The organism is Caulobacter sp. 05T431 (genome assembly GCF_056665975.1).
In genome coordinates this window covers 21408-47892 of the sequence record NZ_JBFTKU010000001.1, presented here as the reverse complement: position 1 = coordinate 47892, position 26485 = coordinate 21408, and the positions used below count along the sequence as shown (strand labels likewise).

Sequence of the window (26485 nt, the reverse complement as noted above, 5' to 3'; positions counted from 1 at the left end):
ATACTTGTAGCGGTCGGCCTGGCTGACATCGACCGGGCAACCGCGCGGCTTCGGCGTCGGCTGGGTCGCGCCGTCCGAGACCGTGCTAGACGGCGCAAGCCGGGCGGGCGACGGCCTCGTCCAGCTGGGTCAGCAGCGGGCTCGTCACCGGATGGTGGGTCGGCTCGGGGCTGAAGGTGACGCGGGCCTCGCGGAAGGCGGCGCAGGCCTCGGCCCCGCGCGCCAGGGCGTCGAGGGCCAGGCCCTTCTCCAGCAGGCCCTCGGCGATCTGCGGCTGCATGTAGCGATCGATGGGGACGGGCGTGCGGCGCGGGGCCTCGGCGCGCATCAGGGCCAGGCCGTCATCGATCGTCTTCAGGGACGCGCCCGGCTGGCCCGCCAGGCGCTGGGCCTTGGCGACGGAGATCAGGTGCACGCCGTCGTAGGGCTTGCCCCGCGCCTGGGCGACCGCGGCCCAGAAGTCGGAGACCGCCCGGAGCACCGGCAAGGCCTCGCGCGCCGCGCCGGCCCGCAGCAGGTCGTCGCCGACCAGTCGGTACTCGTCGGCGGGAAACCGCGAGGACGGGTCCACGCCCCAGCGATCGATGGAGATCGCGCCCCGCAGTGTTCCGTCGTCGGCGAAGGCGACGGGATCGTCCTGGGCCAGTGACAGCGCCTTGCCGGCGCTGTCCAGCATGGCGGCCCGGTCGCCGGCCCTGGCCGAGGCTCGCGTGTGGTAGACATAGGCGCGCCTGAGGACGGCCTGGACGCCGCGCTCGTCGAAGCCGTCCAGCGGCGCCGCGCGCAGGGGCGCCAGCTCGGCCTCGACGCGGGCGTAGACCGCGGCGGCGGCCTTGTAATCGCCCATGCGCTCCAGCGGGACGCCCTGGCGCGAGATCATGGAGGCCAGCCGGATGGTGTTCTCCGGCGTCGGCCGGGCCTGGACCACGGCGCGCCAGGACCGTTCACCGGCCTGCAGCACGGCCAGGGCCGCCGGCGGGGTGGAGTCCCGCTCGACGGCCAGCGAGTCATAGAGACGGGCCAGGCCCACCGCGTCGTCCGCGTCGCCCGGCGTCAAGGGCGGCGTCAAGGGCGGCGTCCCGTGGCGCAGGGCCGCCAGGGCGCCGGCCTCGTCGCCCCGGCGCAGCCGGACCTCGGCCAGCGCCTTCCAGGCCGTGTCGGACGGCGACAGCCGCAGGCGCTCCTCGGCCGCGGCCAAGGCCCCGTCCAGGTCGCCCGAGGCGGCCAGCATGTGGATGGTGAACGCCCAGGCCCCCTCGCGCAGGTCGTCGTCGCCGCACTGGGCGACCAGCTTCCGCGTGACCGCCGCGGCGTCGAACGGGATCGGTTCGTAGCGCTCGATATAGATGTTCCAGAACCGGAAGGCCGAGCGGGTCGACAGGTCGCCCAGCGGCTTGTCGAGCCGGGCGGCGTGGACGGCGCAACGGCTGGCGGCGTCGGTGTCGTCCCGGGCCTGGGCCGGGCCCGCGAGCACGAGGAGGGCGGCGAGGGTCAGGAGGGCGCGCATAAGGTCAAGCTAGACCAAGCGCCACCCTCGGTCGAGCGCCTGTCCCCGGAGGCCTTCGGGGCCGCCCAGGGGTTGGGGCGAAGCGTCGGTTTGACTGAGGGTTTCCCCTGATCGTGCGCGCGATCGCCGCTGGTCATGATCCCTTTCGCGCCGACGCCCCGGAGGCGTCGCCGCGCATGGTGGGTCTAGGAAGGAATCTGGCATGGCGAGGCCGTTCGCGCGGGTCGGACTCTGCGTCGCGGTCGGCGCGCTGGCGACAATGGGCGCGGCCGCCGCCCAGGCGCAGGCTTCCGCCGGCCCGCCCACGCCCGCCGACCTAGAACAGCAGATCGCGGCGGTCCGCGACCAGCTTCGAACCATGCAGGAACAGCAGAAGGCGCTGACGGGCACGCTGGACCGGCTGCAGCGGCAACTGGACAGCCAGTCGACGGCGGCGGCCCCGCAGGCCGCCCCGCCGCCGTCCGCGGCGCCGGCTCCAGCCCCCGTTCCGCAGGTCGCGGTCGCGTCCGCCGCGGGGGAGCCGGAAGGTCTCGTCACTCGCGTGGCCGAGCGCTACCAGGACGGCGTCGTCATCTGGCAGACGCCGGACGAGGCCAAGGTTCCCGTCCTCCTGAAGTTCAATCTCGACACGCAGATCCGCTATCTCAACTCCACCTCGGCGGACGACACCTTCACCGATCACCTGGGCGTCGTCCGCGACGTCAACAAGCGCAACGACATCACCGTCAATCGCTCGATGGCCACCCTGAGCGGCTACGTGTTCGATCCGAGACTGCGCTATAATTTCAGGGTGTGGACCGCCGCGGGGGCGGCCTCGATCGTCGTGGCCGGGAACATCGGCTGGCAGTTCAACAAGGCCTTCACGCTGACGGCCGGCTACACCGGCGTTCCCGGCAGCCGGTCGCTCGTGAACACCTTCCCCTACTTCCAGGCGATCGACCGCACCATGGCGGACAACTTCTTCCGCCCCGGTTTCACCCAGGGGATCTGGGCCGCCGGGGAGCTTCCCCACCAGCTGTACTACATGGCGTTCGTCGGCAACGGCCTCAACACGCTGAACGTCGCGGCCACCAAGATCGACGAGAACCTGACCTACTCCGGCAGCCTCTGGTGGGAACCGCTCGGCCCCTACGGCCCGGCCGGCAAGTCGCGCAACATGTACGACGACTACTACGCCTCGCCGGACCTGCGCATGCGCCTGGGGACGTCGTTCACCTCGTCGCGGGAGGATCGCTTCTCGAACCTCGACACCTCCAGCCCGGAGAACGTGTCGATGCACAACTCCGACGGCGTCCTGACCTTTTCCACCGGCGCGTTCGCGTCGGGCGTGACCGTGGACAAGGCCACCTATCGGATGTGGGCGATCGACGGGGGGCTGAAAAAGAACGGGTGGTCGGTCAACGGGCAATACTTCTTCCGCTGGGTGGATGACTTCGAGGCCGACGGCCCGATCCCCATCACGTCCATGTTCGATCACGGCTTCGAGCTGTCGGCGGCCGGGTTCATCCGGCCCCGCACGCTGATGGCGTATGGCCGCGGCTCGATGGTGTTCGGCGAGTTCCGGGACTCGTGGGAGGCCGCCGTGGGCGTGAAGTGGTATTTCGTGCCGACCGAGCGCGTGTGGCTGACCGCGGAGCTGATGCGCACGGTCGACGCGCCCTATGGCGGCACCTTCACCCCCTATACGGCCGGCATGACGGCCTGGGTTCCGATGGTCCAGGCGGTCGTCGCCTTCTGACCGTGGACGGCGGGGAGGACGCCATGGGTCCGGCCCAGTTCGATCAGCCGCGCGCTCAGGCCGTCGAGCTGGGCGGGCGAATGTCCGGCCGAGATCGCGCAGCGCAGCAGGCTCTCGCCCGACGGCGTGGCGGGCGGCAGGCCGATGTTCACGTAGTAGCCGGCGTCCAGCAGCGCCCGCCACAGGGCCAGGGTCGTGGCCTCGGACTCCAGGCGGACGGCGACGATGGGGCTGGGCGCGGCGCCCAACTGGAAGCCGGCGTCGGCCAGCGCGCCGTGGAAGCGGCGGATGTTGCTCCAGAGTTTCTCGCGCAGCTGCGGCCGCGCCTGGACCGCCGCCAGGGCGACGCGGGTCGAGGCCGCCGTGGCCGGCGGCAGCGAGGCGGTGAACATGTAGGGCCGGCAGGCCAGCCGCAGGATCTCGAACTGGTCGTGGTTGGAGACGCAGTAGCCGCCCACGGCGCCCAGGCTCTTGGAGAAGGTGCCGACGATGAAGTCGACCTGGTCCAGCACGCCCTCCTGCTCGGCCAGGCCGCGGCCGCGCGCGCCCAGCACGCCCATCGAATGGGCCTCGTCCACCAGCAGGTAGGCCCCGTGCTTGCGGCAGACCTCGGCGATCGCCTTCAGGGGCGCGGTGTCGCCCAGCATCGAATAGATGCCCTCGACCACCACCAGCTTTGTGCCCGGCTCGCCGGCCAGGCGGCGCAGGCGGGCGTCCAGGCTTTCGGGATCGTTGTGCTTGAAGCGGATGGCGCCGGCCTGGGTCTGCTTGCAGGCGTCGTAGATCGAGGCGTGGCTGTCGGCGTCCAGCAGCAGGAAGTCGCCGGGGCCGACCAGGGTCGAGATGACCCCGAGGTTGGCCTGGTAGCCGGTCGAGAAGATCATGGCGTGGCGCATGCCGTGGAAGTCGGCCAGCTCGCGCTCCAGGGCGACGTGGTCCGAGAAGGAGCCGTTGGCGATCCGCGAGCCGCAGGTGCCGGTGCCCTCGCGCCGCACCGCCGCCACCGCGGCCTCGATGCAGGCCTCGTCGAAGGCCAGGCCCAGATAGTTGTGCGTGCCGGCCGTGACCACCCGGCGGCCGTCGATGATCGCCTCGCTGGCCGACAGCAGCCGCTCCATCACCACGCCCGTGGGCATGCGGCCGGCGGCGCGCGCGGCCTGGTAGCGGGCGGCCAGGCCGGCGTGGGTGTCGAAGATGCCCAAGGACGTGCTTCCCGAAATCGGGGTCCCAGGGACCGCCGTATGGTTCCGTTTGTTGAAAATTGGAATACAATCCAAAAATGGCCACGGCAATGAAAATGGAACCCAATCCACATTTGGGGCTGGCCCTGCGCGCGCGGGGCAAGGCGCGCCGCTGCGCCAAGATCATCGCCGCCGCCTCCGATCTCTGGCGCGAGCACGGGATCGACAAGGTCCCGCTGAGCCAGATCGCCGCCGCGGCCGAGGTGTCGCCTCAGACCATCTACAACCTGATCGGCGGGCTGGACGCGATCGCCCTGGCCGTCATGAACGTGGCGCTGGACAAGGTCGAGGCGGCGCTGTCGGGCACGGTCGCCACCGGCGTCGAGCTGGCGCTGGAGGCCGGGCGCGTCTCGGCCGAGATGTATATCGACGACGCCCGGCTCTATCGGCAGGTCCTGGTCCGCATTCCCCGCGTGCTGTTCGAGGGCACCCATCTGGGGCGCGACGCMGCCGAGATCGCCGTTCTGGCCATGGTCCAGGCCCAGGCCGGGGGCGAAGTGTCTCCGGCCGTCGATCCGGACCGCCTGGGGCGGGTGATCTACTCCAACTATCTGGGCGCGATCTACGACTGGGCGTGCGGCGACGCCAGCGACGCGGCCTTCCTGGCCACCAGCGAGATCGGCGTCCTGGCTCCGGTGGCGGCCTGCGCCACGGACGCGGCCCGGCCCGCCCTGACCGCGCGGCTTTTCGAGCGTCTCGGGGAACCGTTGTGAGGCGTCCCGCTTTCATATATAACTGACGGGTCAGTTATATATCGAGACCGCCCATGCAGCCCGGCCAACCCAAGTGGCGACGACGCAGCGAAGCCCGGCCCGGCGAGATCATCGCCGCGGCCCTGGCCGTGTTCGCCGAGAAGGGCTTCGCCGCCGCGCGGCTGGACGACATCGCCGCCCGGGCGGGGGTCTCCAAGGGCGCGCTCTATCTCTATTTCGAGACCAAGCAGGACCTGTTCCGGGCGGTGGTGCGCGAGACGATCGCGCCGAACCTGGAGGCCGTGGCCGGCTTCGTCGGCCAGAGCCAGATGCCGTTCGACCACCTGATCCGCCTGGTCTTCGCCCGCATCGCCGAGGTGATGACCGAGGGCCGGCTGGGGGCGGTGGCCAAGATGGTGATCGGCGAGTCGCGGAACTTCCCCGAGCTGGCCAAGGTCTGGCACGAGGACGTGGTGTCGGTGATGCTGGGCGCCGTCGGCGGGGCCGTGGCCGCCGCCCAGGCGCGGGGCGAGGTCAAGCCCGGCGATCCCCAGCTCTATGTGTTCAGCCTGGCCGGGCCGCTGCTGCTGGGCGTGCTGTGGCGCGAGGTGTTCGAGCCGGTCGGGGTCAAGCCGATCGACCTGAAGGCCCTGCTGGCCCAGCACGCGGACGTGGTCCTGAAGGGCATGCTGGTCGAAACGGGGGAGGGGCGCGCATGAAGCCTCAGGTTCGCATCGTCCTGGCCGTCGTGGCGGTGGGACTGGTCGGCTTCGTGGCCTGGCGCCTCTGGGGACCGGGCTCGGCCCATCCCCGGCGGCTGTCGGGCTATGTCGAGGGCGAGACGCTCTATGTCGGGGCCTCGGCGGCCGGGCCGGTCAGCACGGTGTCGGTCCAGCGCGGCCAGCGCGTGGCCGCCGGCCAGCCGCTGTTCGCCCTGGACGCCGCCCAGCTGGTCGCCGCCCGCGACCAGGCCGCCTCGCAGGCCGCCGCCGCGCAGAGCCAGGCCCTGGACGCCGAGAAGGGCCAGCGGCCCGCCGAGCTGGCGGTCTACGACGCCCAGCGCGCCGCCGCCGCGGCCCAGCTGGCCCAGGCCCAGGCCGACTACAACCGCGTCGCGCCGCTGGCGGCCAAGGGCTTCTACGCCCAGGCCCGCCTCGACCAGGCCAAGGCGACGCTGCGCACCGCCCAGGCCAATGTCCGCACGGTGGAGCGCCAGCGCGAGGTCGGGACCCTGGGCGCGCGGCCCGACGCCGTCCGCGCCGCCCAGAGCCAGGCCGCCGCCGCCCGCGACCAGCTGGCCCTGGCCCAGGACCGTCTCAACCAGATCAGCCCCCGGGCCCCGGCCGCGGCCCGGGTGCAGGACGTCTTCTACCAGCCCGGCGAGTGGGTGGCGGCCAACCAGCCGGTCGTGGCCCTGCTGGCCGACGACCGCGTGCGGCTGCGGTTCTACGTGCCCCAGGCCGAGGTCGCGCTTTACCAGCCCGGGACGCGGATCGCCTTCGAATGCGATGGCTGCAAGACCGGCCTTTCGGCCCGGATCAATTTCGTCAGCCCACGGGCCGAGTTCACTCCGCCGGTGATCTACAGCCGCGACGCCCGCGACCGGCTGGTGTTCCTGGTCGAGGCCCTGCCGGACCGTCCGGCCGACCTGCCGCCCGGCCTGCCGGTCGACGTGGTCCCGCTGAAGGGGCCAAAGAAGGATTCTGGCAAGTGAGCGCGGTCGCCGCCAAGCCCGTGGAGGGACCGGCGGCCGACCTGGCCGTCGATGTCCGGGGGCTGAACAAGTCGTACGGCGACAAGCACGTGGTCCAGGACCTGACCATCCAGGTCGGCTCCGGCAAGATCACCGGCTTCCTGGGTCCCAACGGCTCGGGCAAGACCACCACCCTGCGGATGCTGTGCGGCCTGCTGACCCCCGACGCCGGCGAGGGCACGGTGCTGGGCCTGGACTTCCGGCGGCACGCCGAGGAGATCAAGCGCCAGACCGGCTACATGACCCAGAAGTTCTCGCTCTACGAGGACCTGTCGATCCGCGAGAACCTGGACTTCACCGCCCGCATCTACGGCCTGGACCGGCGGCGGGCGCGGGTGGACGGGGCGCTGGAACGGCTGGGCCTGGCCAATCGCCAGAAGCAGCTGGCCGGCAGCCTGTCGGGCGGCTGGAAGCAGCGCCTGGCCCTGGCCTCCTGCGTGCTGCACGAGCCGCGCCTGCTGCTGCTGGACGAACCCACGGCGGGCGTCGACCCCCAGGCGCGGCGCGAGTTCTGGGACGAGATCCACGCCCTGTCGGCCGAGGGCCTGACCGTCATGGTCTCGACCCACTACATGGACGAGGCCGAGCGCTGCCACGACATCGCCTATATCGCCTACGGCAAGCTGATGGCGCGCGGGACCCTCGATGAGGTGATCGGCCAGTCGGGCCTGACCACCTTCCGCGCCGAGGGACCGGGCGCCGACCGGCTGGGCCGCGAGTTGTCCAAGGTCCCGGGCGTGGCCATGGCCGCGCCGTTCGGCGCCGCCCTGCACGTCAGCGGGCAGGATCGCGCGGCGCTGGAGGCGGCCATCGCCCCCTACCGCAAGCCGCCGTTCACCTGGAGCGAGGTCTCGCCCACCCTGGAGGACGTGTTCATCCAGCTGATGGCCTCGTCGCGGGACAATTTCCAATGAGCGCCCGGTCGTCCGATCCGGGGGCTCCGGACAGGGGCCTGTCCCCGAACCGCATCCTGGCGGTGCTGACCAAGGAGTTCATCCAGCTCACCCGCGACCGGCTGACCTATGCGATGATCCTGGTCATGCCGATCGTCCAGCTGCTGCTGTTCGGCTACGCCATCAACAGCGACCCGCGCGACCTGCCCACGGCCGTGCTGGTGCAGGACCACGGGCCGATGGCGCGCTCGGCCCTGTCGGCCCTGGCCCACAACGGCTATTTCAAGATCGTCCACGAGGCCGCCTCGCCCGAGGAGCTGGACCGGGCCATCGCCCGGGGCGAGGTGCAGTTCGCCCTGACCATCCCCTCGGACTTCACCCGCCGCGTGGTGCGCGGCGACGACGCCCAGATCCTGGTCGAGGCCGACGCCTCCGACCCGGCCGCCACCGGCGGGGCGATCGCGGCCCTGGCCAACCTTCCGCGTACGGCGCTTTCCCGCGACCTGGTGGGGCCGGTGGCGCAGACAGGCAAGGACCCGTTCGAGGTGGTGATCCACCGGCGCTACAATCCCGAGGCCATCACCGCCTACAACATCGTGCCGGGCCTGCTGGGCGTGGTGCTGTCCCTGACCCTGGTGATGATGACCTCGCTGGGCATGACCCGCGAATACGAGCGCGGCACCATGGAGAGCCTGCTGGCCACCCCCGCCAAGCCGATCGAGGTGATGATCGGCAAGCTGTCGCCCTATGTGGTGGTCGGACTGATCCAGACGGTGGTCATCCTGGTCCTGGCGCGGGTGCTGTTCTCGGTGCCGATGAGCGGCGGCTGGGACGCCTTGGCCCTGGGCGTGGTGCTGTTCATCCTGGGCTCGCTGTCGCTGGGCTTTCTCATCTCGACCGTGGCCCGCAACCAGCTGCAGGCCGTGCAGATGTCGTTCTTCTACATCCTGCCCTCAATCCTGCTGTCGGGCTTCATGTTCCCGTTCCGGGGCATGCCGGCCTGGGCCCAGGCGCTGGGGAGCGTGATTCCCGTGACCMATTTCCTGCGGGTCGTGCGCGGCTCTTTACTTAAGGGACTGGGTGTTCAGGATTTGTGGACCAGTCTTGTCGCCTTGGCGGTATTTGTCGTGGCGATCGCGGCGGCGGCCATGTCGCGCTATCGGCGCACCCTCGACTGAGGTAGCCGGCGCCCGTGTGCGCGAACTGTGGAGTTCCTGCACGGCTGCGACGATTTTACGCGGCGACACGGTCCAAAACGTGCTCAAGGCCTTGCGCTGCGCGGATTCACGTGCGAACCGATATTATGCTGGCGCTTTTTCCGAGACTGTCAGCAGATACGCTCGGAAGTTGATTTCGTGGGGGCGGCACGTTTTCGCGGCGTCATCTCTAAAGGGCGCTCGAAAGCGGACGGGTGTTGCTCTGCTGACACTTTCGCGGATCGCGCGCCTTGGTATAACAATGCTCGGTCGGTCTCGGCCGTTGCAGGGCAATAGAGGGCTCTTGATATGAAACTCCAACTCCTGGCGGGAGTGGCTCTGGCCGCGGTGTTCGCCGCTGGCGCCGCTTCGGCCCAAGAGACCGGCTGGTACGGCGCGGTCGACCTCGGCTACCACTGGCCCGAGGGCATCTCCACCGAATCGGACCTGAACCTGCGGGACGGCGCCCACGCGCACTGGACCTGGTCGACGGACGACGACTGGGCCGGCTTCGTCCGCCTGGGCTACCAGTTCAACCCGAACTGGCGCGCTGAACTGGAAGGCGGCTATCGCCCCGGCGATCTGACCTCGGTTCGCGGCAACCCGGTCCGTCAGCAGCCGATCGCGCTCTGCACCCCCGGCGTGACCCGCACCACGGCCGCCCCGACCTGCGGCAGCCCCTCGGGCTCGATCGACTCCTGGTCGCTGATGGTCAACGTCCTGTACGATTTCGCGCCGGACTCGTGGATCAACCCCTTCGTCGGCGCCGGTCTGGGCATCAACCGCCTCGACGTCAGCGCCCTGGGCCAGTTCAGCGGCAACGGCGCGGGTCAACCCGCCGCCCCGCAGAACCTGACCGTCGACGACGACGACATCGCCATCGCCTGGCAAGCCATCGCCGGCGCCTCGATCAAGGCGACCGACAAGCTGAAGGTCGACGTGACCTACCGCTGGTTCGCCACGGAAGAGCACGGCTGGCAGTCGGTCGGCTCGGGCTCGATCCAACCCGGCGCCTTCGCCGGCGAGTACAAGGACCAATCGCTGACCGTGGGTCTGCGTTACTCCTTCGCTTCGCCGCCGCCGCMGCCGCCTCCCCCGCCGCCCCCGCCGCCGCCGCCGCCGCCGCCTCCTCCGCCCCCGCCGCCTCCGCCGCCGCCTCCGCCGCAGTACGAGGCCCGCGAATTCATCGTCTACTTCCCGTTCGATCAGTACGTGCTGACGCCGGAAGCCCAGTCGGTGGTTTCGGAAGCCGCGAAGTACGCGACGGACGGTCACGCGACCAAGCTGGTGGTCGTCGGTCACACCGACACCTCGGGCTCGCCGAAGTACAACGCCAAGCTCTCGGAGCGTCGTGCGAAGGCCGTGGCTGACGCCCTGGTCGGCGCCGGTGTCGCCGCCGACACCCTGGCCGTTGACTGGAAGGGTGAAAGCGCCCCGGCCGTCGCCACCGGCGACGGTGTGAAGGAACCGCTGAACCGCCGTTCCACGATCTCGATMAACTTCTAAGATCGCGATCCGGTACTGAAGTTGAGGGCTCGGCCGAAAGGCCGGGCCCTTTTCTTTTGCGTCCTGCTCCGCGCGGCGTGATGGAATGGCCGGCGGTGTGCGCCCGGCTCCGGCCGCGACCTGCCCTCAGAGGCTGGTGTAGTCGGCGTGGACGTCGACCTCGGTCACGCGCCGCTGCTCGTCGTACAGGATGCGGATCGAGGCGGACTTCTCGACCAGGGACAGGATCGATCCGCCCCGGATGTTCCGGACGATGGCGTAGACGGTCCGCGTCCTGGGCTGGTCGCTGTGTTCGACATGGTTGGCCCGCAGGTACGCCAGGGCCGGATCGACGTCTCCGCCCACGGGCGCGACCTTGCGGATCGCCGCGTCGATCTGGGCCAGGGTGCTGCGGCGACCGAGCTCGCCGGCGTAGGCGGCGGTGGCGGCCAGCAGGGCCGCGAGCAGCACGGCGGGCAGGGCGCGGCGCATCATGATTGGTCCCCTCGGTTCAAGCCTGGCCATTTGGCGAACGGGGTGAGGCCAAGGCAAGGCGGCCGGCGTCATTCAGCCCCCAGCTTTTTTGTCGGGCGGCCCTTTCCTCGAATCTGGAATCGAGGCGACCCGGCCCTCCGGTGGCGGAGCGTTTGGGCGAACGCCGTGACGCAAAAATCGGGCCAAAGTTTCTTTGCGGTGCAACCCCTTGATAGACCCCAGGAACCTTGGGGCGTTAGTGAGTTGTTAACGAAAAACTCGCCTGAAGAGCGTTACTTCCCGTTGACGAAGATGAGGTCTCTGTGGCCCCATATATGGGTTCAGGGGGCTCAAGGCCCACAATATGTAGCGGGTTCTAGTGAAGCTGACGCTTCCGGAAAACGCACGTCATTCAACGGGTTTTGCTCATGTCGGCTAGTGAAGCGACCAAGATTTCGTCCGCAGCGCGCCCGGCCTCGGAGATGCGCGAACGCCCCAAGCTGGCGCTGGTGCGCAAGGTTGAGGTCGATCGCTCGCGCGACGCCCTGCTGACCGACTTCGGCAAGACCACGCTGGAGGACCGCTACCTGCTGCCGGGCGAGTCGTACCAGGACATGTTTGCGCGCGTCTCGACGGCCTTCGCCGACGACGCCGACCACGCCCAGCGCGTCTACGACTACATGAGCAGGCTGTGGTTCATGCCGGCCACGCCCGTGCTGTCGAACGGCGGCGCCGAGCGCGGCCTGCCGATCAGCTGCTTCCTGAACGCGGTCAACGACAGCCTGGACGGCATCCTGGGCGTCTGGAACGAGAACGTCTGGCTGGCGGCCAACGGCGGCGGCATCGGCACCTACTGGGGCGGCGTGCGGTCGATCGGCGAGAAGGTCAAGGGCCAGGGCCAGACCAGCGGCATCATCCCCTTCATCCGCGTGATGGACAGCCTGACCCTGGCGATCAGCCAAGGCAGCCTGCGCCGCGGCTCGGCGGCCGTCTATCTGGACATCCACCACCCCGAGATCGAGGAGTTCCTCGAGATCCGCAAGCCGTCGGGCGACTTCAACCGCAAGTCCCTGAACCTGCACCACGGCATCAACATCACCGACGAGTTCATGCACGCGGTGCGTGACGGCCACAAGTTCGGCCTGCGCTCGCCCAAGACCAACGAAGTGCTGCGCGAGGTCGACGCCCGCGCCCTGTGGCAGAAGGTCCTGGAGCTGCGCCTGCAGACCGGCGAGCCCTACCTGATCTTCTCCGACACCGTGAACCGCGCCATGCCCAAGCACCAGCAGGAGCTGGGCCTGAAGGTTCGCCAGTCGAACCTGTGCAGCGAGATCATGCTGCACACCGGCACCGACCACCTGGGCCAGGAGCGCACCGCCGTCTGCTGCCTGTCGTCGGTCAACGCCGAGACCTTCCTGGAGTGGCGAGACCACCCGACGTTCATCGAGGACGTCATGCGCTTCCTCGACAACGTCCTGCAGGACTTCATCGACCGCGCGCCCGACGCCGCCTCGACCGCCGCCTACGCCGCCATGCGCGAGCGCTCGGTGGGCCTGGGCCTGATGGGCTTCCACAGCTTCCTGCAGAGCCAGAACGTTCCGTTCGAGAGCGCCCTGGCCAAGAGCTGGAACATGCGGATGTTCAAGCACCTGCGCCGCGAGGCCGACAAGGCGTCGGTCGCCATCGGCGAGGAGAAGGGCCCGTGCCCGGACGCCGCCGAGCGTGGCTCGATGGAGCGCTTCTCGCACAAGCTGGCCATCGCCCCGACCGCCTCGATCTCGATCATCTGCGGCGGCACCTCGGCCGGCATCGAGCCGATCCCGGCCAACATCTACACCCACAAGACCCTGTCGGGCTCGTTCGCGGTGAAGAACCCCTATCTGGAGAAGCTGCTCGAGGAGAAGGGCCAGAACACCGACGCGGTGTGGGGTTCGATCCTGGAGAACGAGGGCTCGGTCCAGCACCTGGACTTCCTCAGCCAGGACGACAAGGACGTCTACAAGACCGCCTTCGAACTGGACCAGCGCTGGGTGGTCGAACTGGCCGCCGACCGCACGCCGGAAATCTGCCAGAGCCAGTCGGTCAACATCTTCCTGCCCGGCGACGTCGACAAGTGGGACCTGCACATGCTGCACTGGCAGGCCTGGGAGCGCGGCGTGAAGTCGCTGTACTACCTGCGCTCCAAGTCGGTGCAGCGCGCGGCCTACGCCGGTTCGGACGTCGCCCTGGCGGGTCCCGCCAACGGCTTCGACGCCCCGGCCAAGACCGACTACGAGGAATGCCTGGCCTGCCAATAGGGCGGCCGAAGCCAAGCCTTAAGAATCCTTGAAGAAACACGGCGTCGCGGGGTCCCCGCGGCGCCGTTTTCCGTTGGGAACCAACCTCGGTGCGAAATGTTGATGACGTGGGGTTTTGTCCCATGGACGCCGGCCGAATTCAGGCTAGGCTCTTCGTGGGGAAAGGGTTCTGGGGACCGGAATGCGTGCTTGCACGGCATTTGTGGCGGGAGTGACCATCAGCTGCGTGGCGATCGCCGCGGCGCAGGCTGAAACCGCGAAACCGTCCAAGCCCGCCAGGTCGTCCGAGACCGCCCGCAAGACCCCGCCCAGCTTCATCGTCGACATGCGCGCCGCCACCCCGGTTGATCTGGGCGTGCGGAGCGTCCGGCCCGCCAGCGTCGGCTTCGCCGAGGCGCCCGCCGCCCGGACCGAGCGCGCCAGCGACCCGACCTTCGCCCTGTCTCCTGCCGGCGCCTACGGCGACGCGGCCCTGCTGGACGCCAACCGCTATTATGCCGGCCGCGGCGCGGTCAGCTACCGGTCCGACGCCGTCGTGGTCGGCGAGGGCGAGCACGCCGTCGACTCGGTGCGCGTCTCGGTGGCCAGCGTGGCCTCGGCCAGCCGGACCCGGCCCCTGGCCCTGGTTCGCCCGGACGCCGACAGCTTCGAGGACCGCGACGTCGACGTCACCGTCACCCGCGGCTGGCCCGCCGCCGTCTCGGTGGACGCCGGCAAGTACGCCCTGGACGTCACGCCTCACGCGGGCCTCGGCTTCGGCGGGGCCGGCGGCTCGGCCGAGGCGGGCGCCACGGTGCGGTTCGGCAAGAAGATGGGCGACAAGGTCGCCAATTCGCTGGGCGTCCAGGACGGCCGCGAGTTCGGCCAGCAGGGCCGCTGGTACCTGTTCGCCGCCGCCAGCGGCCAGGCCGTGGGCATGAACATGCTGCGCAGCGGCGACGGCGACTGGAGCGGGGCCGGCGTCAGCACCGACACCTCCAGCAAGCTGGTCGGCGACGGCCAGGCCGGCGTGGCCTGGCGCAAGGGCCCGATGCAGGCCTCGTTCGGCTATGTCCACCGCAAGATCAGGGCCAAGGACCAGATCATGGGCATGGCCACCCAGAAGGACGAAATGGTGGCCTTTTCGTTCAGCCTGAAGCCCCACTGGTAGGGGCGTTCCGCCGAATGGCACGCTGGGCGCTTGAGTTTCGGGCCCAGATCATGCAGCTAGCGCCGGGCCTTCCCGCCCCTAGTCCTTCACCGAGCCGTCAAGCGTCATGAGCGACAGCGAGCCCCCTCGCCCCCGCAAGATCCTGAGCCTGAAGAGCGGCGTCGCCGCGCCGGGCGGGCCGCCGCCGCTGGAGCGCATCCAGCGGCCGGACGCCAAGAAGCGCGTGGTGGTGATGGCCCCCGAGCCGCCGCCGCCGGCGACCGGCGACTTCAAGTGCAAGCCCTGCGGCACGCGCTTCGACCCGCCGGCCGAACTGGCCGACACGGACTCGGTGCGCTGCCCGTCGTGCAACGCCCGCCTGGGCCTGGCCTCGGACTTCCGCGCCGTTCCGCCGAACGTCGACAAGCTGCGCGCCCGCTACCTCAAGAAATAGGTTCTTCCAGGTCGGGGCCGCTGGTCCCGACCGGCCCCTCCACCGGCATCAGCTCGGCCGACGGCGCCAGGATCGGGTCCTTCACCGTCCGGTCGCGCGCCGACGGCGGCTGGCGCTTGAACAGGCCCCGCCACAGGGGCTCGGGCGTGGGGAGGGCGCTGGACCACAGCCGGCCGCTGATCGCCAGGGCCTCGGCGTCGTCGAAGGTCTGGCGCATCTGGGCCGTCTCGAACTTCATCATGTTGAAGTTCTCGAAGCTGGTCGGGATCGAGGCCGACCAGAGCGGCAGGTTGTGGCGGGCGCAGAAGCCGGCCGCCACGCTCAGGGCCTGGCGGTACGAGAACCGCAGCATGGTCTCGAAGCTGCGCCCCATGATCGAGGTCACGCCCGGCTGGGTGGTGCGGGGCGCGGGGTCCAGCACGGTGTTGAAGATCACATAGACCCGCCCGCGCCGCAGGCGCTGGCCCAGCTCGCGCCAGCGCAGCAGGGCGTCGGGCATCAGGAACAGCGGCGCGGCGATGCCGCCGTCGGCGTGCATCTCCTGATAGCGGGCCATGCCGCCTTCGCCGTCCGGCGCCTCGACGTCGATCAGCTTGGGCGGGAACAGGCCGGGCAGGGTGGCCGAGGCCACCAGCACGTCGCGGAACAGCTTCACGGCCCCGTCGCCGCCCTGGGTGGCGATCGCCCCCATATCCCAGATCGTGGCCTTCTGGCTGTCCAGGTTGGTGGTGGCGATCAGCAGGCGGCGGCCCTTGGCGTGCTCGCGGGCCACGGCCTCGATCATCTCCTGATCGATGAACGGGGCGACCAGTCCGTCCAGGGAGTCGCCGCGGAACAGGCTGGGGCCCAGGGTCGGACCCAGGCGCTTGAGGCTGAGCAGCTCGGCCGCGTGGCCGCCGACATAGGCGTCGGTCAGGCGGTCGTCCCAGTCGGGGCCCAGGAAGGCGAGGGGGGCGATCAGGGCGCCGGTCGAGACGCCGGTGACGATGGCGAAGTGGGGCCGGGTCCCGGCCTTGCTCAGGCCGACCAGCGCGCCGGCCCCGAAGGCCCCGCCCGCCGCCCCGCCCGACAGGGCCAGGATGTTGAAGTCGTCGCGGCCCAGCAGCGGCCGGGCCGGGGCCAGGCGGTCGGCGACGTTGCGCAGGGCCTCGTCGGCTTCGTCGACGCTGAGCCGCACGCCCGGGAAGCCCAGCGCCTCGACCTGGTTGTCGGGCTGGGTCAGGGGCGCCGAGAGGCGCTTGCCCCGCTGGCTGTTGGCGGCGCGATCCCGGAAGAAGTTCGAAACGGCGTTTTTGGGATCAGAGGGGGTGTTCAAGGCAGGCTCAGGGGTGTCCGCTCGAGGCCAGGACCACCCCGACCAGCACGGCGGCGTAGTGCAGGCCGGCGCCGCCGATCACGTGACCGTGCCAGATCGCCCGTCGGAACTTCAGCCGCTTCATCAGGTAGAACACCGTACCCGTCGAATAGATCACGCCGCCGATGGCCAAAAGCAGCAGGGCCACCCAGCCCATGCCGGCGATCATCGGCTTGATGGCCACCAGCACCAGCCAGCCCAAGGCCAGGTACAGGCCGACCCAGAAGCGCTTGTCCAGGCCCGGCAGGAACAGCTTGGCCAGCACGCCGACGCCGGCCACCGTCMAGACGGCGGCGGTCATGCCGATCGCCCACCAGCCGTGCAGGTTCTGGGTGGTGAAGGGCGTGTAGGACGCGGCGATCATCACGAAGATGCCGGCGTGGTCGAAGCGGCGCAGCAGCGGCCGCCAGCGGGCCTTGGAGAAGTTGTAGGCGGTCGACAGCGACAGCATGGTGATCAGGCCCACCGTGTAGACGGCGATGGCCGCCACCTGGCTCAGCGAGCCCAGGCCGAAGGCCAGGCCCAGCAGGATGCCGCCGCCCAGCAGGGCGCAGGCCAGGCCGGCCAGGTGCACCACCAGGTCGGCGCACTTGGCGCCCGCCGTCGGATAGTGGGTGGCGGGGACGACTGCCGGGACCTGTGCAGGGTCCGCCGCTGGAATGATGCTGGTCGTCTCGGTCATGGCCCCAACTCTACGCGCGATCCGTGACATATAAGCGCCGATCATCGTGGCGGCGAAAGGGCCGCGTGTCCAAAACCCGCGCCCAGGGCCATGAAAGTTCGGTGCAGGGGGGCGAGGGCGCGGCGATGCATAGCGGCCAGGGGCGTCCGGGCGCAGGGTCGGAACCTTCCCGACCGGCTCCAGGATAGTCCCGTGCCGCGCCCGAATGATCCAGAAACCCCGTCCCGCGGGTCGCCCGGCCGCCCGGGCCTGGCCCATGTCCTGGGGATCCTCCGCAAGGACTTCGCGATCGCCGTGGCGCTGCTGGTCATCGCGGCCAGCCTGCTGGTCGGGCCCTGGATGGCGTTCGGGCGCCATCCCGTGCTGATGCTGGCCGGCGGGGCGCTGACCGCGGCGGCGATCGTCGGCTTCCTGGTGGTGGTGCGGGCGCTCACCGCCCGCTGGAAGCAGTGAGGTCTAGGCCAGCAGGCCGTGCGCCCCGTCCCAGGCCAGCTTGGCCCCGACGGCGATCAGCAGCACGTAGATGACCTTGTAGAAGCCCTCGGCCGGCACCCGGCGCACCAGCCACACGCCCGCCCAGGTCGAGGCCAGGGCCAGGGGCAGCAGCACGGCCGCCGTCGTCAGCACGCGGGGCGTGAACTGGCCCAGGGCGATATAGGCCGGCACCTTCATCCAGTTGACCACGGCGAAGAAGATGGCGCTGGTGCCGATGAACACGTCGCGCGGCAGGCGGCGGGGCAGGACATAGATCTGGAACGGCGGGCCGCCGGCGTGGGCCACCTGGCTGGTGAAGCCGGCGATCGCCCCGCACAGGGCGCCCAGCCAGGGCCTGGCGGGCCCGGCCTCGATCGCCTGCGCCGCTTGGACCGCCCGCTCGGCCCACAGGCGCTGCAGCGAGAAGGCGATCGAGATCACGCCGATCGACAGCTCGACCGCCGCCACCGACACCCGCGCCGCCAGCAGCCAGCCCACGAAGATGCCGACCGCCGCCGACGGCAGCATCAGGATCAGGAGGCCCTTGTCCCAGGTCTTCCGGAAGCTCCAGACGCTGACCACGTCCTGGACCAGCAGGATCGGCAGGGTGATCGAGGCGGCCAGCACCGGCGAGACGACCAGGGCCATCAGCGGCACCGCCACCACCCCGATCCCGGCGAACCCGCCCTTGGCCAGGCCCAGCAGGATCACCGCGGGGATGGCGACGGCGTAGAACAGGGGATCGGTCAGCATGGCAGGGGTGTTAGCAGGATCATGGGCGAGAGCCCAAGGGCGCATGTGCGGCGAACACTTGCCCCCTACGGATCGCTTCGCGATCGTCTTCCCCCACAGGGGGAAGAGGGCGCGCGCTTTCCGTCCTCCGCCCCCCTTGGGGGCGGACAGACCGCGAAGCGGTCAGGTGGGGGTAAGTGGGTGTGATCCCACGTCCCGACCTACCCCGCCGCCCCCTTGCTCTCCCACCCGTCCACGAACGGGAACCGCGCCGCCCAGAACGCCTCGAGCCGCGGATCGGCGTCCACCCGCTTGACCACCTCGCCCATCCGCGGCGCCACCTCGTAGAACCGCTTGCGCCGCGAACCCCACCGGCTGACCACGGCGACGTAGAGGTCGAGCACCGTCAGCTCGTCGCCCAGCAGATAGCGGCCGGGATCGAGCTGTCCCTCCATCATCCCCCAGCACTCGGCGATCCGGTCGGCCGTCGCCGCCTTGATCCGCGCGCCGAGTTCGGCGTCCGGCCCCGCCAGTCGCGACGGGTCGTCCCGCACCCAGAACAGCGAGTAGATCGACGCCGGCACGAACACCATCCAGCGCAGGAACTGGCCGCGCAGGGGCGAATCGAGCGAGGGAGCCAGCCGCGCTTCCGGGTGGCGGTCGGCCAGCCAGATCAGGATGGCGGCGCTCTCGGTGATGGTCTCGCCCTCGGGCGTGACCAGGGCCGGGATCTGTTTCAGCGGATTGACCCCCGCCACCTTGGCCTGCTGGGCCGCGCCCTCCCAGGTGGGCGCCTCGACCACGGCGTAGGGCTGCCCCAGAAGGGTCAAAGTCGCTTCGACGGGCACGGAGCCCGAGCCAAGCGCGCCATAGATGGTGTAAGCTTGATTCATCTTTCGTTACCCAATCTGCCCACAACATGTTGTGTGCTGCGACGTCGTGGCCACTAGATGATCCCGACGACTGCGCTACCAAGAGAGTCTAATCGTCCGTCCGATTCGCGTCCGCCTGCCCAGGAGCCGTCCTCGATGTCCGCCAAGCTGATCACCACCCCTGGCCTCCTGACTCCGTCCGCCGCGTATAAGCCCTTCCGCTATCCGTGGGCCCACGAGTTCTGGAAAAAGCAGCAGCAGGTGCACTGGATGCCCGAGGAGATCCCGCTGGGCGAGGATCTCAAGGACTGGGCCGTCAAGCTGAACGACAAGGAACGGAACCTGCTGACGCAGATCTTCCGCTTCTTCACCCAGGCCGACATCGAGGTGGCCGACAACTACATGGAACGCTACGGCCGGGTCTTCAAACCCACCGAAGTGAAGATGATGCTGTCGTCGTTCGCCAATATGGAGACGATCCATATCGCGGCCTACGCCCTGCTCCTCGAGACCATCGGCATGCCGGAAAGCGAGTTCGGCGCGTTCATGGAATACGAGGCCATGCGCGACAAGCACGACTACATGCAGAAGTTCGGCGTCGACTCCAACGCCGACATCTGCCGCACCCTGGCGATGTTCGGCGGCTTCTCGGAAGGCCTGCAGCTGTTCGCCAGCTTCGCCATGCTGATGAACTTCCCGCGCTTCAACAAGATGAAGGGCATGGGCCAGGTCGTGTCGTGGTCGATCCGCGACGAGAGCCTGCACTGCGAAGGCATCATCAAGCTGTACCACGCCTTCAACGCCGAGACCGGCGCCGTGACCAAGACCGTGGCCGACGACATCGTCGACTGCTGCAAGACCGTGGTCACCATGGAGGACAAGTTCATCGACCTGGCCTTCGAGGCCGGCGAGATCCAGGGCATGACCCCGGAAGACATCAAGAAGTACATCCGCTTCATCGCCGACTGGCGCCTGCGCCAGCTGCATCTGCCGGAAGTCTACGGCATCAAGGAAAACCCGCTGCCCTGGCTGCAGTCGCTGCTGTCGGGCGTGGAGCACGCCAACTTCTTCGAGGCCCGGGCCACGGAATATTCCAAGGCCGCCACCCAGGGCCAATGGCACGGCGCCGACGGCGTGTGGTCGAGCTTCGACACCATGCTGCAAAAGCGCTCCGAGAACACCCTGCCGGCAGAATAAGAGCAGGGACAACGGGGATAACATGCCGCCGCCCTCGCGAGAGGGCGGCGTTTTCTTGTCTGGAGACTGGCGATGACGGTGCGTGTGGCGGTGATCGGACCGGGTGCGGTAGGGGCCACGGTGGCGGCCTGGCTGGCCCAGAACCCGGAGCTGACGGTCGAGGTCTGCGCCCGCACGGCCTTCGACCGTCTGGAGGTCGAGACGCCCGGCGGGACGCTGACGGCGAGCCCGCGCGTGCTGACCGCGCCGGACCAGGCCCTTCTTGAAGATGAGGGGCCCGTCGACTGGGYGATCGTCACCACCAAGACCTATGACGCGGCGGCCACCGGCGCCTGGCTGGCTCGGCTGGTGGGGCCGGACACCCGCGTGGCGGCGCTGCAGAACGGCGTCGAGCACGTCGAGCGCTTCACGCCGTACGTGCCCGCCGAGCGGATCACCCCGGCCGTGGTCGACATCCCGGCCGAGCGCAGCGCCCCTGGCCGCGTGCGCCAGCGCCGCGACGGCTCGATCCTGGTCCCGCAGGGATTGGGCGGCGAGGCCTTCGTCGAGCTGTTCGCCGACACGCCGATCCAGGTGGCCACGACGCCGGACTTCAAGACCGCCGCCTGGAAAAAGCTGGCCCTCAACTGCGCCGGGGCGGTCAACGCCTTGACCCTCAAGCCCTCGGGCGTGGCCCGGCGCGAGCCGGTGGCCGAGATCATGCGGGCCCTGGTGCGCGAATGCGTGGCGGTGGGCCGGGCCGAGGGCGCCGACCTGCCGGACGACCTGCCCGACACGGTGGTCGAGGGCTATCGCGCCGGCCCGGCCGACGGGGTCAATTCGCTGCACGCCGACCGCGCGGCGGGCCGGCCCATGGAGCTGGACGCCCGCAACGGGGTGATCGTGCGCCTGGGCGCGCGGCACGGGATCGCCACGCCGGTCAACGCAATGGTCGTGGCGCTGCTGGAGGCGGCGGCGTCCTGACGGTTCTGGTAGGGTGGCCGGCGGGAGGACATCATGAAACACGCCGCCAAGCTGGCCCTGGTCGCCGGCCTGCTGTTCGCCGCGCCGGCCGCCGCCCAGGACTGGAAACAGGTCTGGGCCGACGAGTTCGACGGTGACGCGCTGGACCTGTCGAAATGGTCCTACGCCGAGGACTGTGGGGGCGGCGGCAACAACGAGCGGCAGTGCTATGTCGCCTCGCCCGACACCGTGGCGGTCAAGGACGGTCTGCTGCTGCTGACGGCGATCAAGCGGCCGACCACCGGCATCGCCAACCCCTGGAACGGCTCCAAGGCCACCCGAACCCTGGACTACGCCTCGGGCAAGATACTGACCAAGGGCAAGGCGTCCTGGCGCTACGGCCGCGTCGAGGTCCGGGCGCGGGTCCCGGGCGGACAGGGCGTGTGGCCGGCGATCTGGATGATGCCCGAGACCGGCGTCTACGGCGGCTGGCCGCGCTCGGGCGAGATCGACATCCTGGAGACGGTCAATCTGGGCGCGCCGTGCGAGACCTGCGCGGGCGGGCGCGAGAACCGGATCTTCGGCACGATCCATTTCGGCGAGGGCGGCGGGGCGGGGCATCGCCAGAAAGGCGGCCAGGTCGCCCCGGCCCCGACGGCGGACGGCTTCCACGTCTATGCGGTCGAATGGTCGCCGGGCGGGATCGTCTGGCTCGTCGACGGCCAGCGCTATTTCCAGGCGGGGCCGGAGGACTGGAAGCCGGCGACCGGCGAGGCGGGGCCGGCGCCGTTCGACCAGCCGTTCCACCTGATCCTCAACCTGGCCTTCGGCGGGGCGTGGCCCGAGGGCGCCAACGCCAAGGGCGTCGACGACGCGGCGCTGCCGGCCGTGATGGAGGTCGACTGGGTGAGGGTCAGCCGGCGCTGATCGGCACCGGCCGGTCCGGCCCTACGGCCGGTCCTTCTTCGGGATCGCGGCGATCTGCTCGGGCGAGAGCTTGGTGATCTTCTTGGCCATGATCGGCATGGCCATGCCCCAGCCGTCCGAGACCCGCAGGTCCAGGTCCAGCGGGCTGCAGACCGAGTCGACGCCGCGCTGGATCGACACCAGGTGCACGCCCGGCGAGGTCAGCATGCTGGTGCCGTGCGACAGGTCCACCTGATAGACGTCGCGGTTGCGGACCTTCAGATAGAGGGTGTCGCGGTCCGGGGCGCTCCAGTTGTCCCACTCGGACATGTAGAAGCAGCTGCGCTTGGCGGCGGGGGCCTTGGCGGCCGCATCGTCGGCGCCRGCGGCGAGGGCCGGGGCGGCGGCGGTCAGCAAGACCGTCGTCAGCAGGCCGGCCCGGATCATGGTCTTGGTGTTCATGGCGGTCTCCCTGACCGAATGTCCCTCGGGGGAGAGATTGGTCCTCTCCCCCCCGAAGTCAATTGCCACGCTAACGGCTTCTAGGCCTTGGCGGCCACGGGTTCGGGCTCCGGATCGTCCAGCTCGCCCTCCCACTTGGCGACCACGGCGGCGGCCACCGAATTGCCGACCACATTGGTGGCGCTGCGGCCCATGTCCAGCAGGTGGTCGACGCCCAGCACCAGGGCGATCCAGGCCTCGGGCAGGCCGAAATAGGTGAGGGTGGCCATGATCACCACCAGCGAGGCGCGCGGCACGCCSGCGATGCCCTTGSWGGTCACCATCAGCAGCAGCAGCATGAAGATCTGCTGCTGGACCGTCAGGTGCACGCCGTGGGCCTGCAGGATGAAGATCGTGGCGAAGGTGCAGTACAGCATCGAGCCGTCGAGGTTGAACGAATAGCCCAGCGGCAGGACGAACGAGACGATGCGGCGGCGGATGCCCAGCTTGGGCAGGGCGTCCAGGATGCGCGGATAGGCGGCTTCCGACGAGGCGGTCGAGAAGGCCAGCAGGGCCGGGTCGCGGATCGCGCCGAACAGCGGGATGGCGCGCTTGCCCAGCACGATGAAGGCGGCGATGAACAGCAGCAGCCACAGCGTGCCCATGGTGGCGTAGAAGCCGACCACGAACTTGCCGTAGACCACCAGCATCGAGACCCCCTGTTCGGCGATGGTCGAGGCCAGGGCSCMGAAGATGGCCAGCGGGGCCAGCTTCATCACGAAGCTGGTGACCTTCAGCATGATCTGGGCGCCCTGCTCGGCGATCTCCATGATCTGCGGGGCCTTGTTGTCCAGCGAGGCGACGGYGGTGCCGACGAACACGCTGAACACCACGATCTGCAGGATCTCGTTCTTGGCCAGGGCGTCGAAGATCGACACCGGCACCAGGTGGGTGATGAAGCCCTGCAGGGTGAAGGTCTCGGTCGAGGCGGCCGGGGCCTTGGCGGCGACGTCGGTCACCTCGTTCAGCACCAGGCCCGCGCCGGGGTGCAGCAGGTGCACCATCAGCAGGCCCAGCAGCAGCGAGACGGCCGAGGCGCTGATGAACCAGCCCATGGTCTTGGCGCCGATCCGGCCGACGGCGGCGGCGTCCTCCATGTGGGCGATGCCGGCCACCAGGGTGGTGAAGACCAGCGGGGCGATGATCATCTTGATCAGCCGCAGGAACAGGTCCGTGCCCATCTTGAACCACTTGACCGCCTCGGCGGTCTGGGCGGCGTCGAGGTACTGGTTGCAGGCCCAGCCCACCAGGACCCCGAGGACCATGGCGGCGATGATCAGGAAGGCGAAACGTCTATTCATGGGCTCCCCCGTCGAGCGCGCGGGCTCGACCGTATGGTCTTGGCGTCTTGGTAAGACGTGGGAGAAGCCTTTCTCCTCACGTCGCCGTGCGGGTCATTGCGCCCCTTGTGGCCGACGAATTGGGCTTCGTCCATGCCCCAGGGCCTTCGACGGGGGTCTGGTCGCGCCTTGGGTGGAAAAGGCGGCGGAACGCTGATATAGGGCGCCATGTCAAACCAAGAAAAAGCAATCGCCGCCGTTGAACGGCTGAACCAAGAATACGAACGCGCCGTCGACGCCCTGCGGACCGCGCTTCGCGCCTATCTCGAACATGGAACCCGGCCCGACCCGCAGACGCGGTTCGACGGCACGTTCGCCTATCCCGAGCTTCGGCTGGTCTACGACCCCGAGGCCCTGCCGCCCAAGCTGGCGCGGTCGTACGCCCGGGTCAGCCGGCCCGGCGTCTACGCCACCACGATCACCAAGCCCGAGCAGTTCAAGGACTACCTGGTCGAGCAGCTGACCCTGCTGCTCAACGATTTCGACGTCGAGATCGAGATCGACCGCTCCAGCCAGGAGATCCCCTATCCCTACGTGCTGGACGCCAGCATAGACCTGAACCAGGCCGACGTGCGCAGCGAGGACATCGCCCGCTTCTTCCCGACCACGGACCTCGCCTTCATCGGCGACGAGATCGCCGACGGCGTCTGGAATCCGGCGATGGAGGAGGCCCGGCCCCTGGCCCTGTTCGACGGCCTGCGCACCGACTTCTCGCTGGCCCGCCTGCGCCACTACACCGGCGCCCCGGCCGAGCACGTCCAGCAGTTCATCCTGTTCACGAACTACCACCGCTATGTCGACGAGTTCGTGCGCTGGAGCATCGAGCAGCTGGGCCAGCCCGACAGCCCCTACGAGGCGCTGTCGTGCTCGGGCGGGCTGATGATCACCGCCAACACCGCCAATCCCGAACTGGCGGTGGCGGAATCGACCTGGCGCAAGCACCAGATGCCGGCCTACCACCTGATGGCCCCGGGCGGCCGGGGCATCACCCTGGTCAACATCGGCGTGGGCCCGTCCAACGCCAAGACCATCTGCGACCACCTGGCCGTGCTGCGTCCCCAGGCCTGGCTGATGATCGGCCACTGCGGCGGCCTGCGCGACACCCAGACCATCGGCGACTACGTGCTGGCCCACGCCTATCTGCGCGACGACCACGTGCTGGACGCGGTGCTGCCGCCCGAGATTCCGGTGCCGTCGATCGCCGAGGTCCAGCGCGCCCTCTACGACGCCTCCAAGGCCATCAGCGGCGACACCGGCCCCGAGCTGAAGAAGCGCCTGCGCACCGGCACGGTGGTCACCACCGACGACCGCAACTGGGAACTGCGCCACAGCCTCTCGGCCCTGCGCTTCAACCAGAGCCGGGCCGTGGCCATCGACATGGAAAGCGCCACCATCGCGGCCCAGGGCTACCGCTTCCGGGTGCCGTACGGGACGCTGCTGTGCGTGTCGGACAAGCCCCTGCACGGCGAGATCAAGCTGCCCGGCCAGGCGAACGCCTTCTACGAGCGGGCGATCAGCCAGCACCTGCAGATCGGCATCCTGACCTGCAAGCTGCTGCTGGAGGAAGGCCCGAACCTGCACTMGCGGAAACTGCGGGCCTTCGACGAGCCGCCGTTCCGGTGATCATGAAGGGGGCAGGTGGCTCACCCACTTGCCCCCACCTGACGGCTTCGCCGTCTGTCCGCCCCCATAGGGGGCGGAGGACGGATGCACGGGGCGCCTCTTCCCCCTGTGGGGGAAGACGACCGCGAAGCGGTCCGTAGGGGGCAAGTGTTAGCCGCCGCTATCCTCTAGAAATCGGACAATCGCCTCCGCCAGCGCCGGCTCCATCACCGCCGTCAGGTGATCCCCCGGAACCCTCACGCCCCGCGCATCCGGCATCATCGCCGCCAGACCCGCGACCGAGCCGTTGTCGTCGTCCCGCTGCCCCGCCACCACCAGGGTCGGGACGTCGATCGCTCCGATCTCGTCCGCCGAGGTCGCCACGAACGAGGTCAGCACCCCCAGCATCGCCTCGGGCTTCAAGCCGCCCGCCGCCATCATCGCGCGGACCCGGCGTCCGGCGCGCGGGTCCTGGGCCGCGTCGCCATGGCGGATGCTGTCCTCAAACATCGCCGCCCGGGCCCCGGCCGCCATCAGCCCGCTGTCGCCCATGCCGCCCAGGACCAGCTTCCTGGGCCGCGCCCCGCGCACCAGCATCCGCACGGCCGTCCGCGCGCCCAGCGAATAGCCGACCAGGTCGTAGTCCTTCAGGTGCAGGTGGGCGATCAGCGCTTCCTGGTCCATGGCCAGCACGTCGCGCGGCCAGGCGGCCGGATCGGTCGGGGCGTCCGAGCGGCCATGGCCGCGCAGGTCGGGGGCGATCACCCGCCGGCCGCCATTGGCGAGGGAACCGGCCACCGCGGCGGCGATCCCCGGCAGGAACCAGTTGGTCTCGGCGCTGGCCAGGAAGCCGTGCAGCATCAGGGTCGGCCAGCCCGCCGGATCGCCCAGCACGCGATAGCCGATGGAGACGCCGTCGAAGCTCTGGAAGCGGTGCAGGTCGGTCATGGACTCCACCCTACACTCCGCTCATCCCGGCGAAAGCCGGGACCCAGATCCCATGGCGGTGTGGATGATGGGATGA

Annotated in this window: 25 protein-coding genes; 15 read left to right on the top strand and 10 right to left on the bottom strand. The window is 69.7% G+C overall.

The annotated features are described in order from the left end of the window. Positions 1 to 85: 85 nt before the first annotated feature. Positions 86 to 1507, bottom strand: a complete 1422-nt coding sequence (locus AC1U89_RS00240) for a hypothetical protein (protein ID WP_479897636.1) — start codon at positions 1505 to 1507, stop codon at positions 86 to 88. A 202-nt stretch (positions 1508 to 1709) separates the two neighbouring features. Here AC1U89_RS00240 and AC1U89_RS00235 point away from each other — a divergent pair, with 202 nt between their 5' ends. Then, positions 1710 to 3245, top strand: a complete 1536-nt coding sequence (locus AC1U89_RS00235; RefSeq protein ID WP_479897635.1) for a hypothetical protein — start codon at positions 1710 to 1712, stop codon at positions 3243 to 3245. On the opposite strand, the gene spt is transcribed toward AC1U89_RS00235, so the two are convergent. Beyond that, entirely contained in the window at positions 3188 to 4447 is a 1260-nt protein-coding gene (gene spt / locus AC1U89_RS00230; protein ID WP_479897634.1) for a serine palmitoyltransferase, read from the bottom strand. The two genes, AC1U89_RS00235 and spt, sit on opposite strands and share 58 nt — an antisense overlap. A gap of 95 nt (positions 4448 to 4542) precedes the next feature. Between spt and AC1U89_RS00225 the strand changes: the two genes are divergently transcribed. The 6 genes from AC1U89_RS00225 (at position 4543) to AC1U89_RS00200 (ending at position 10526) form a co-directional block, all read left to right on the top strand. Beyond that, positions 4543 to 5199: a TetR/AcrR family transcriptional regulator gene (locus AC1U89_RS00225; protein WP_479897633.1), complete on the top strand. Its 657-nt coding sequence runs from the start codon at positions 4543 to 4545 to the stop codon at positions 5197 to 5199. Positions 5200 to 5252: 53 nt separating this feature from the next. Next, on the top strand, positions 5253 to 5897 hold the full coding sequence (locus AC1U89_RS00220; protein ID WP_479897632.1) for a TetR/AcrR family transcriptional regulator: 645 nt from the start codon (positions 5253 to 5255) through the stop codon (positions 5895 to 5897). Next, on the top strand, positions 5894 to 6892 hold the full coding sequence (locus AC1U89_RS00215; RefSeq protein WP_479897631.1) for an HlyD family secretion protein: 999 nt from the start codon (positions 5894 to 5896) through the stop codon (positions 6890 to 6892). Before AC1U89_RS00220 ends, AC1U89_RS00215 begins: the two co-directional genes overlap by 4 nt. Further along, complete coding sequence (locus tag AC1U89_RS00210; protein ID WP_479897630.1) at positions 6889 to 7845, top strand: ABC transporter ATP-binding protein; 957 nt, start codon at positions 6889 to 6891, stop codon at positions 7843 to 7845. Before AC1U89_RS00215 ends, AC1U89_RS00210 begins: the two co-directional genes overlap by 4 nt. After that, on the top strand, positions 7842 to 9002 hold the full coding sequence (locus AC1U89_RS00205) for an ABC transporter permease (protein WP_479897629.1): 1161 nt from the start codon (positions 7842 to 7844) through the stop codon (positions 9000 to 9002). The genes AC1U89_RS00210 and AC1U89_RS00205 overlap by 4 nt, the downstream gene beginning before the upstream one ends. A gap of 327 nt (positions 9003 to 9329) precedes the next feature. Further along, entirely contained in the window at positions 9330 to 10526 is a 1197-nt protein-coding gene (locus AC1U89_RS00200) for an OmpA family protein (RefSeq protein WP_479897628.1), read from the top strand. Between the two features lie 126 nt (positions 10527 to 10652). On the opposite strand, the gene AC1U89_RS00195 is transcribed toward AC1U89_RS00200, so the two are convergent. Further along, positions 10653 to 11000 (bottom strand): hypothetical protein, encoded by a 348-nt coding sequence (locus AC1U89_RS00195; protein ID WP_479897627.1) that lies wholly within the window; start codon positions 10998 to 11000, stop codon positions 10653 to 10655. A gap of 401 nt (positions 11001 to 11401) precedes the next feature. Here AC1U89_RS00195 and AC1U89_RS00190 point away from each other — a divergent pair, with 401 nt between their 5' ends. The 3 genes from AC1U89_RS00190 to AC1U89_RS00180 all read left to right on the top strand — a co-directional run bounded on the left by AC1U89_RS00190 (position 11402) and on the right by AC1U89_RS00180 (position 14859). After that, on the top strand, positions 11402 to 13276 hold the full coding sequence (locus tag AC1U89_RS00190; protein ID WP_479897626.1) for a ribonucleoside-diphosphate reductase subunit alpha: 1875 nt from the start codon (positions 11402 to 11404) through the stop codon (positions 13274 to 13276). A 181-nt stretch (positions 13277 to 13457) separates the two neighbouring features. Further along, positions 13458 to 14426, top strand: coding sequence for a lipid A-modifier LpxR family protein (locus tag AC1U89_RS00185; protein WP_479897625.1), 969 nt, complete (start codon positions 13458 to 13460; stop codon positions 14424 to 14426). 106 nt (positions 14427 to 14532) lie between these two features. Next, entirely contained in the window at positions 14533 to 14859 is a 327-nt protein-coding gene (locus AC1U89_RS00180) for an FmdB family zinc ribbon protein (RefSeq protein WP_479897624.1), read from the top strand. Here AC1U89_RS00180 and AC1U89_RS00175 read toward each other — a convergent pair. Both AC1U89_RS00175 and trhA read right to left on the bottom strand, forming a co-directional pair. Continuing rightward, positions 14849 to 16174, bottom strand: coding sequence for a patatin-like phospholipase family protein (locus AC1U89_RS00175; protein WP_479897623.1), 1326 nt, complete (start codon positions 16172 to 16174; stop codon positions 14849 to 14851). The two genes, AC1U89_RS00180 and AC1U89_RS00175, sit on opposite strands and share 11 nt — an antisense overlap. A gap of 7 nt (positions 16175 to 16181) precedes the next feature. Next, positions 16182 to 16895, bottom strand: a complete 714-nt coding sequence (gene trhA, locus AC1U89_RS00170) for a PAQR family membrane homeostasis protein TrhA (protein ID WP_479897622.1) — start codon at positions 16893 to 16895, stop codon at positions 16182 to 16184. Between the two features lie 192 nt (positions 16896 to 17087). On the opposite strand from trhA, the gene AC1U89_RS00165 reads away from it, so the two are divergent. Then, the gene (locus AC1U89_RS00165) at positions 17088 to 17348 is read left to right on the top strand and encodes a hypothetical protein (protein WP_479897621.1); all 261 of its coding nucleotides are present in this window, start codon (positions 17088 to 17090) and stop codon (positions 17346 to 17348) included. Positions 17349 to 17351: 3 nt separating this feature from the next. Here the strand turns inward: AC1U89_RS00165 and AC1U89_RS00160 are convergent, their stop codons facing one another. Continuing rightward, the gene (locus tag AC1U89_RS00160) at positions 17352 to 18122 is read right to left on the bottom strand and encodes a sulfite exporter TauE/SafE family protein (protein WP_479897620.1); all 771 of its coding nucleotides are present in this window, start codon (positions 18120 to 18122) and stop codon (positions 17352 to 17354) included. 200 nt (positions 18123 to 18322) lie between these two features. Beyond that, the gene (locus AC1U89_RS00155) at positions 18323 to 18994 is read right to left on the bottom strand and encodes a glutathione S-transferase family protein (protein WP_479897619.1); all 672 of its coding nucleotides are present in this window, start codon (positions 18992 to 18994) and stop codon (positions 18323 to 18325) included. A 135-nt stretch (positions 18995 to 19129) separates the two neighbouring features. On the opposite strand from AC1U89_RS00155, the gene AC1U89_RS00150 reads away from it, so the two are divergent. The 3 genes from AC1U89_RS00150 (at position 19130) to AC1U89_RS00140 (ending at position 22039) form a co-directional block, all read left to right on the top strand. Next, positions 19130 to 20170: a ribonucleotide-diphosphate reductase subunit beta gene (locus AC1U89_RS00150; protein ID WP_479897618.1), complete on the top strand. Its 1041-nt coding sequence runs from the start codon at positions 19130 to 19132 to the stop codon at positions 20168 to 20170. 72 nt (positions 20171 to 20242) lie between these two features. After that, on the top strand, positions 20243 to 21133 hold the full coding sequence (locus tag AC1U89_RS00145) for a 2-dehydropantoate 2-reductase (RefSeq protein ID WP_479897617.1): 891 nt from the start codon (positions 20243 to 20245) through the stop codon (positions 21131 to 21133). 33 nt (positions 21134 to 21166) lie between these two features. Then, a complete protein-coding gene (locus AC1U89_RS00140; protein WP_479897616.1) occupies positions 21167 to 22039 on the top strand; it encodes a glycoside hydrolase family 16 protein in 873 nt (290 codons plus the stop codon). 21 nt (positions 22040 to 22060) lie between these two features. Here AC1U89_RS00140 and AC1U89_RS00135 read toward each other — a convergent pair whose 3' ends face one another. Then, positions 22061 to 22480: a DUF6491 family protein gene (locus tag AC1U89_RS00135; protein WP_479897615.1), complete on the bottom strand. Its 420-nt coding sequence runs from the start codon at positions 22478 to 22480 to the stop codon at positions 22061 to 22063. A gap of 80 nt (positions 22481 to 22560) precedes the next feature. Continuing rightward, positions 22561 to 23820 carry a dicarboxylate/amino acid:cation symporter gene (locus AC1U89_RS00130; RefSeq protein ID WP_479897614.1) on the bottom strand — a complete coding sequence of 420 codons (1260 nt, stop codon included), beginning with the start codon at positions 23818 to 23820 and terminating at the stop codon, positions 22561 to 22563. 207 nt (positions 23821 to 24027) lie between these two features. On the opposite strand from AC1U89_RS00130, the gene AC1U89_RS00125 reads away from it, so the two are divergent. Continuing rightward, positions 24028 to 25482: an AMP nucleosidase gene (locus AC1U89_RS00125; RefSeq protein WP_479897613.1), complete on the top strand. Its 1455-nt coding sequence runs from the start codon at positions 24028 to 24030 to the stop codon at positions 25480 to 25482. Between the two features lie 150 nt (positions 25483 to 25632). Here AC1U89_RS00125 and AC1U89_RS00120 read toward each other — a convergent pair whose 3' ends face one another. After that, a complete protein-coding gene (locus AC1U89_RS00120; RefSeq protein WP_479897612.1) occupies positions 25633 to 26409 on the bottom strand; it encodes an alpha/beta fold hydrolase in 777 nt (258 codons plus the stop codon). Between the last annotated feature and the right edge of the window lie 76 nt (positions 26410 to 26485).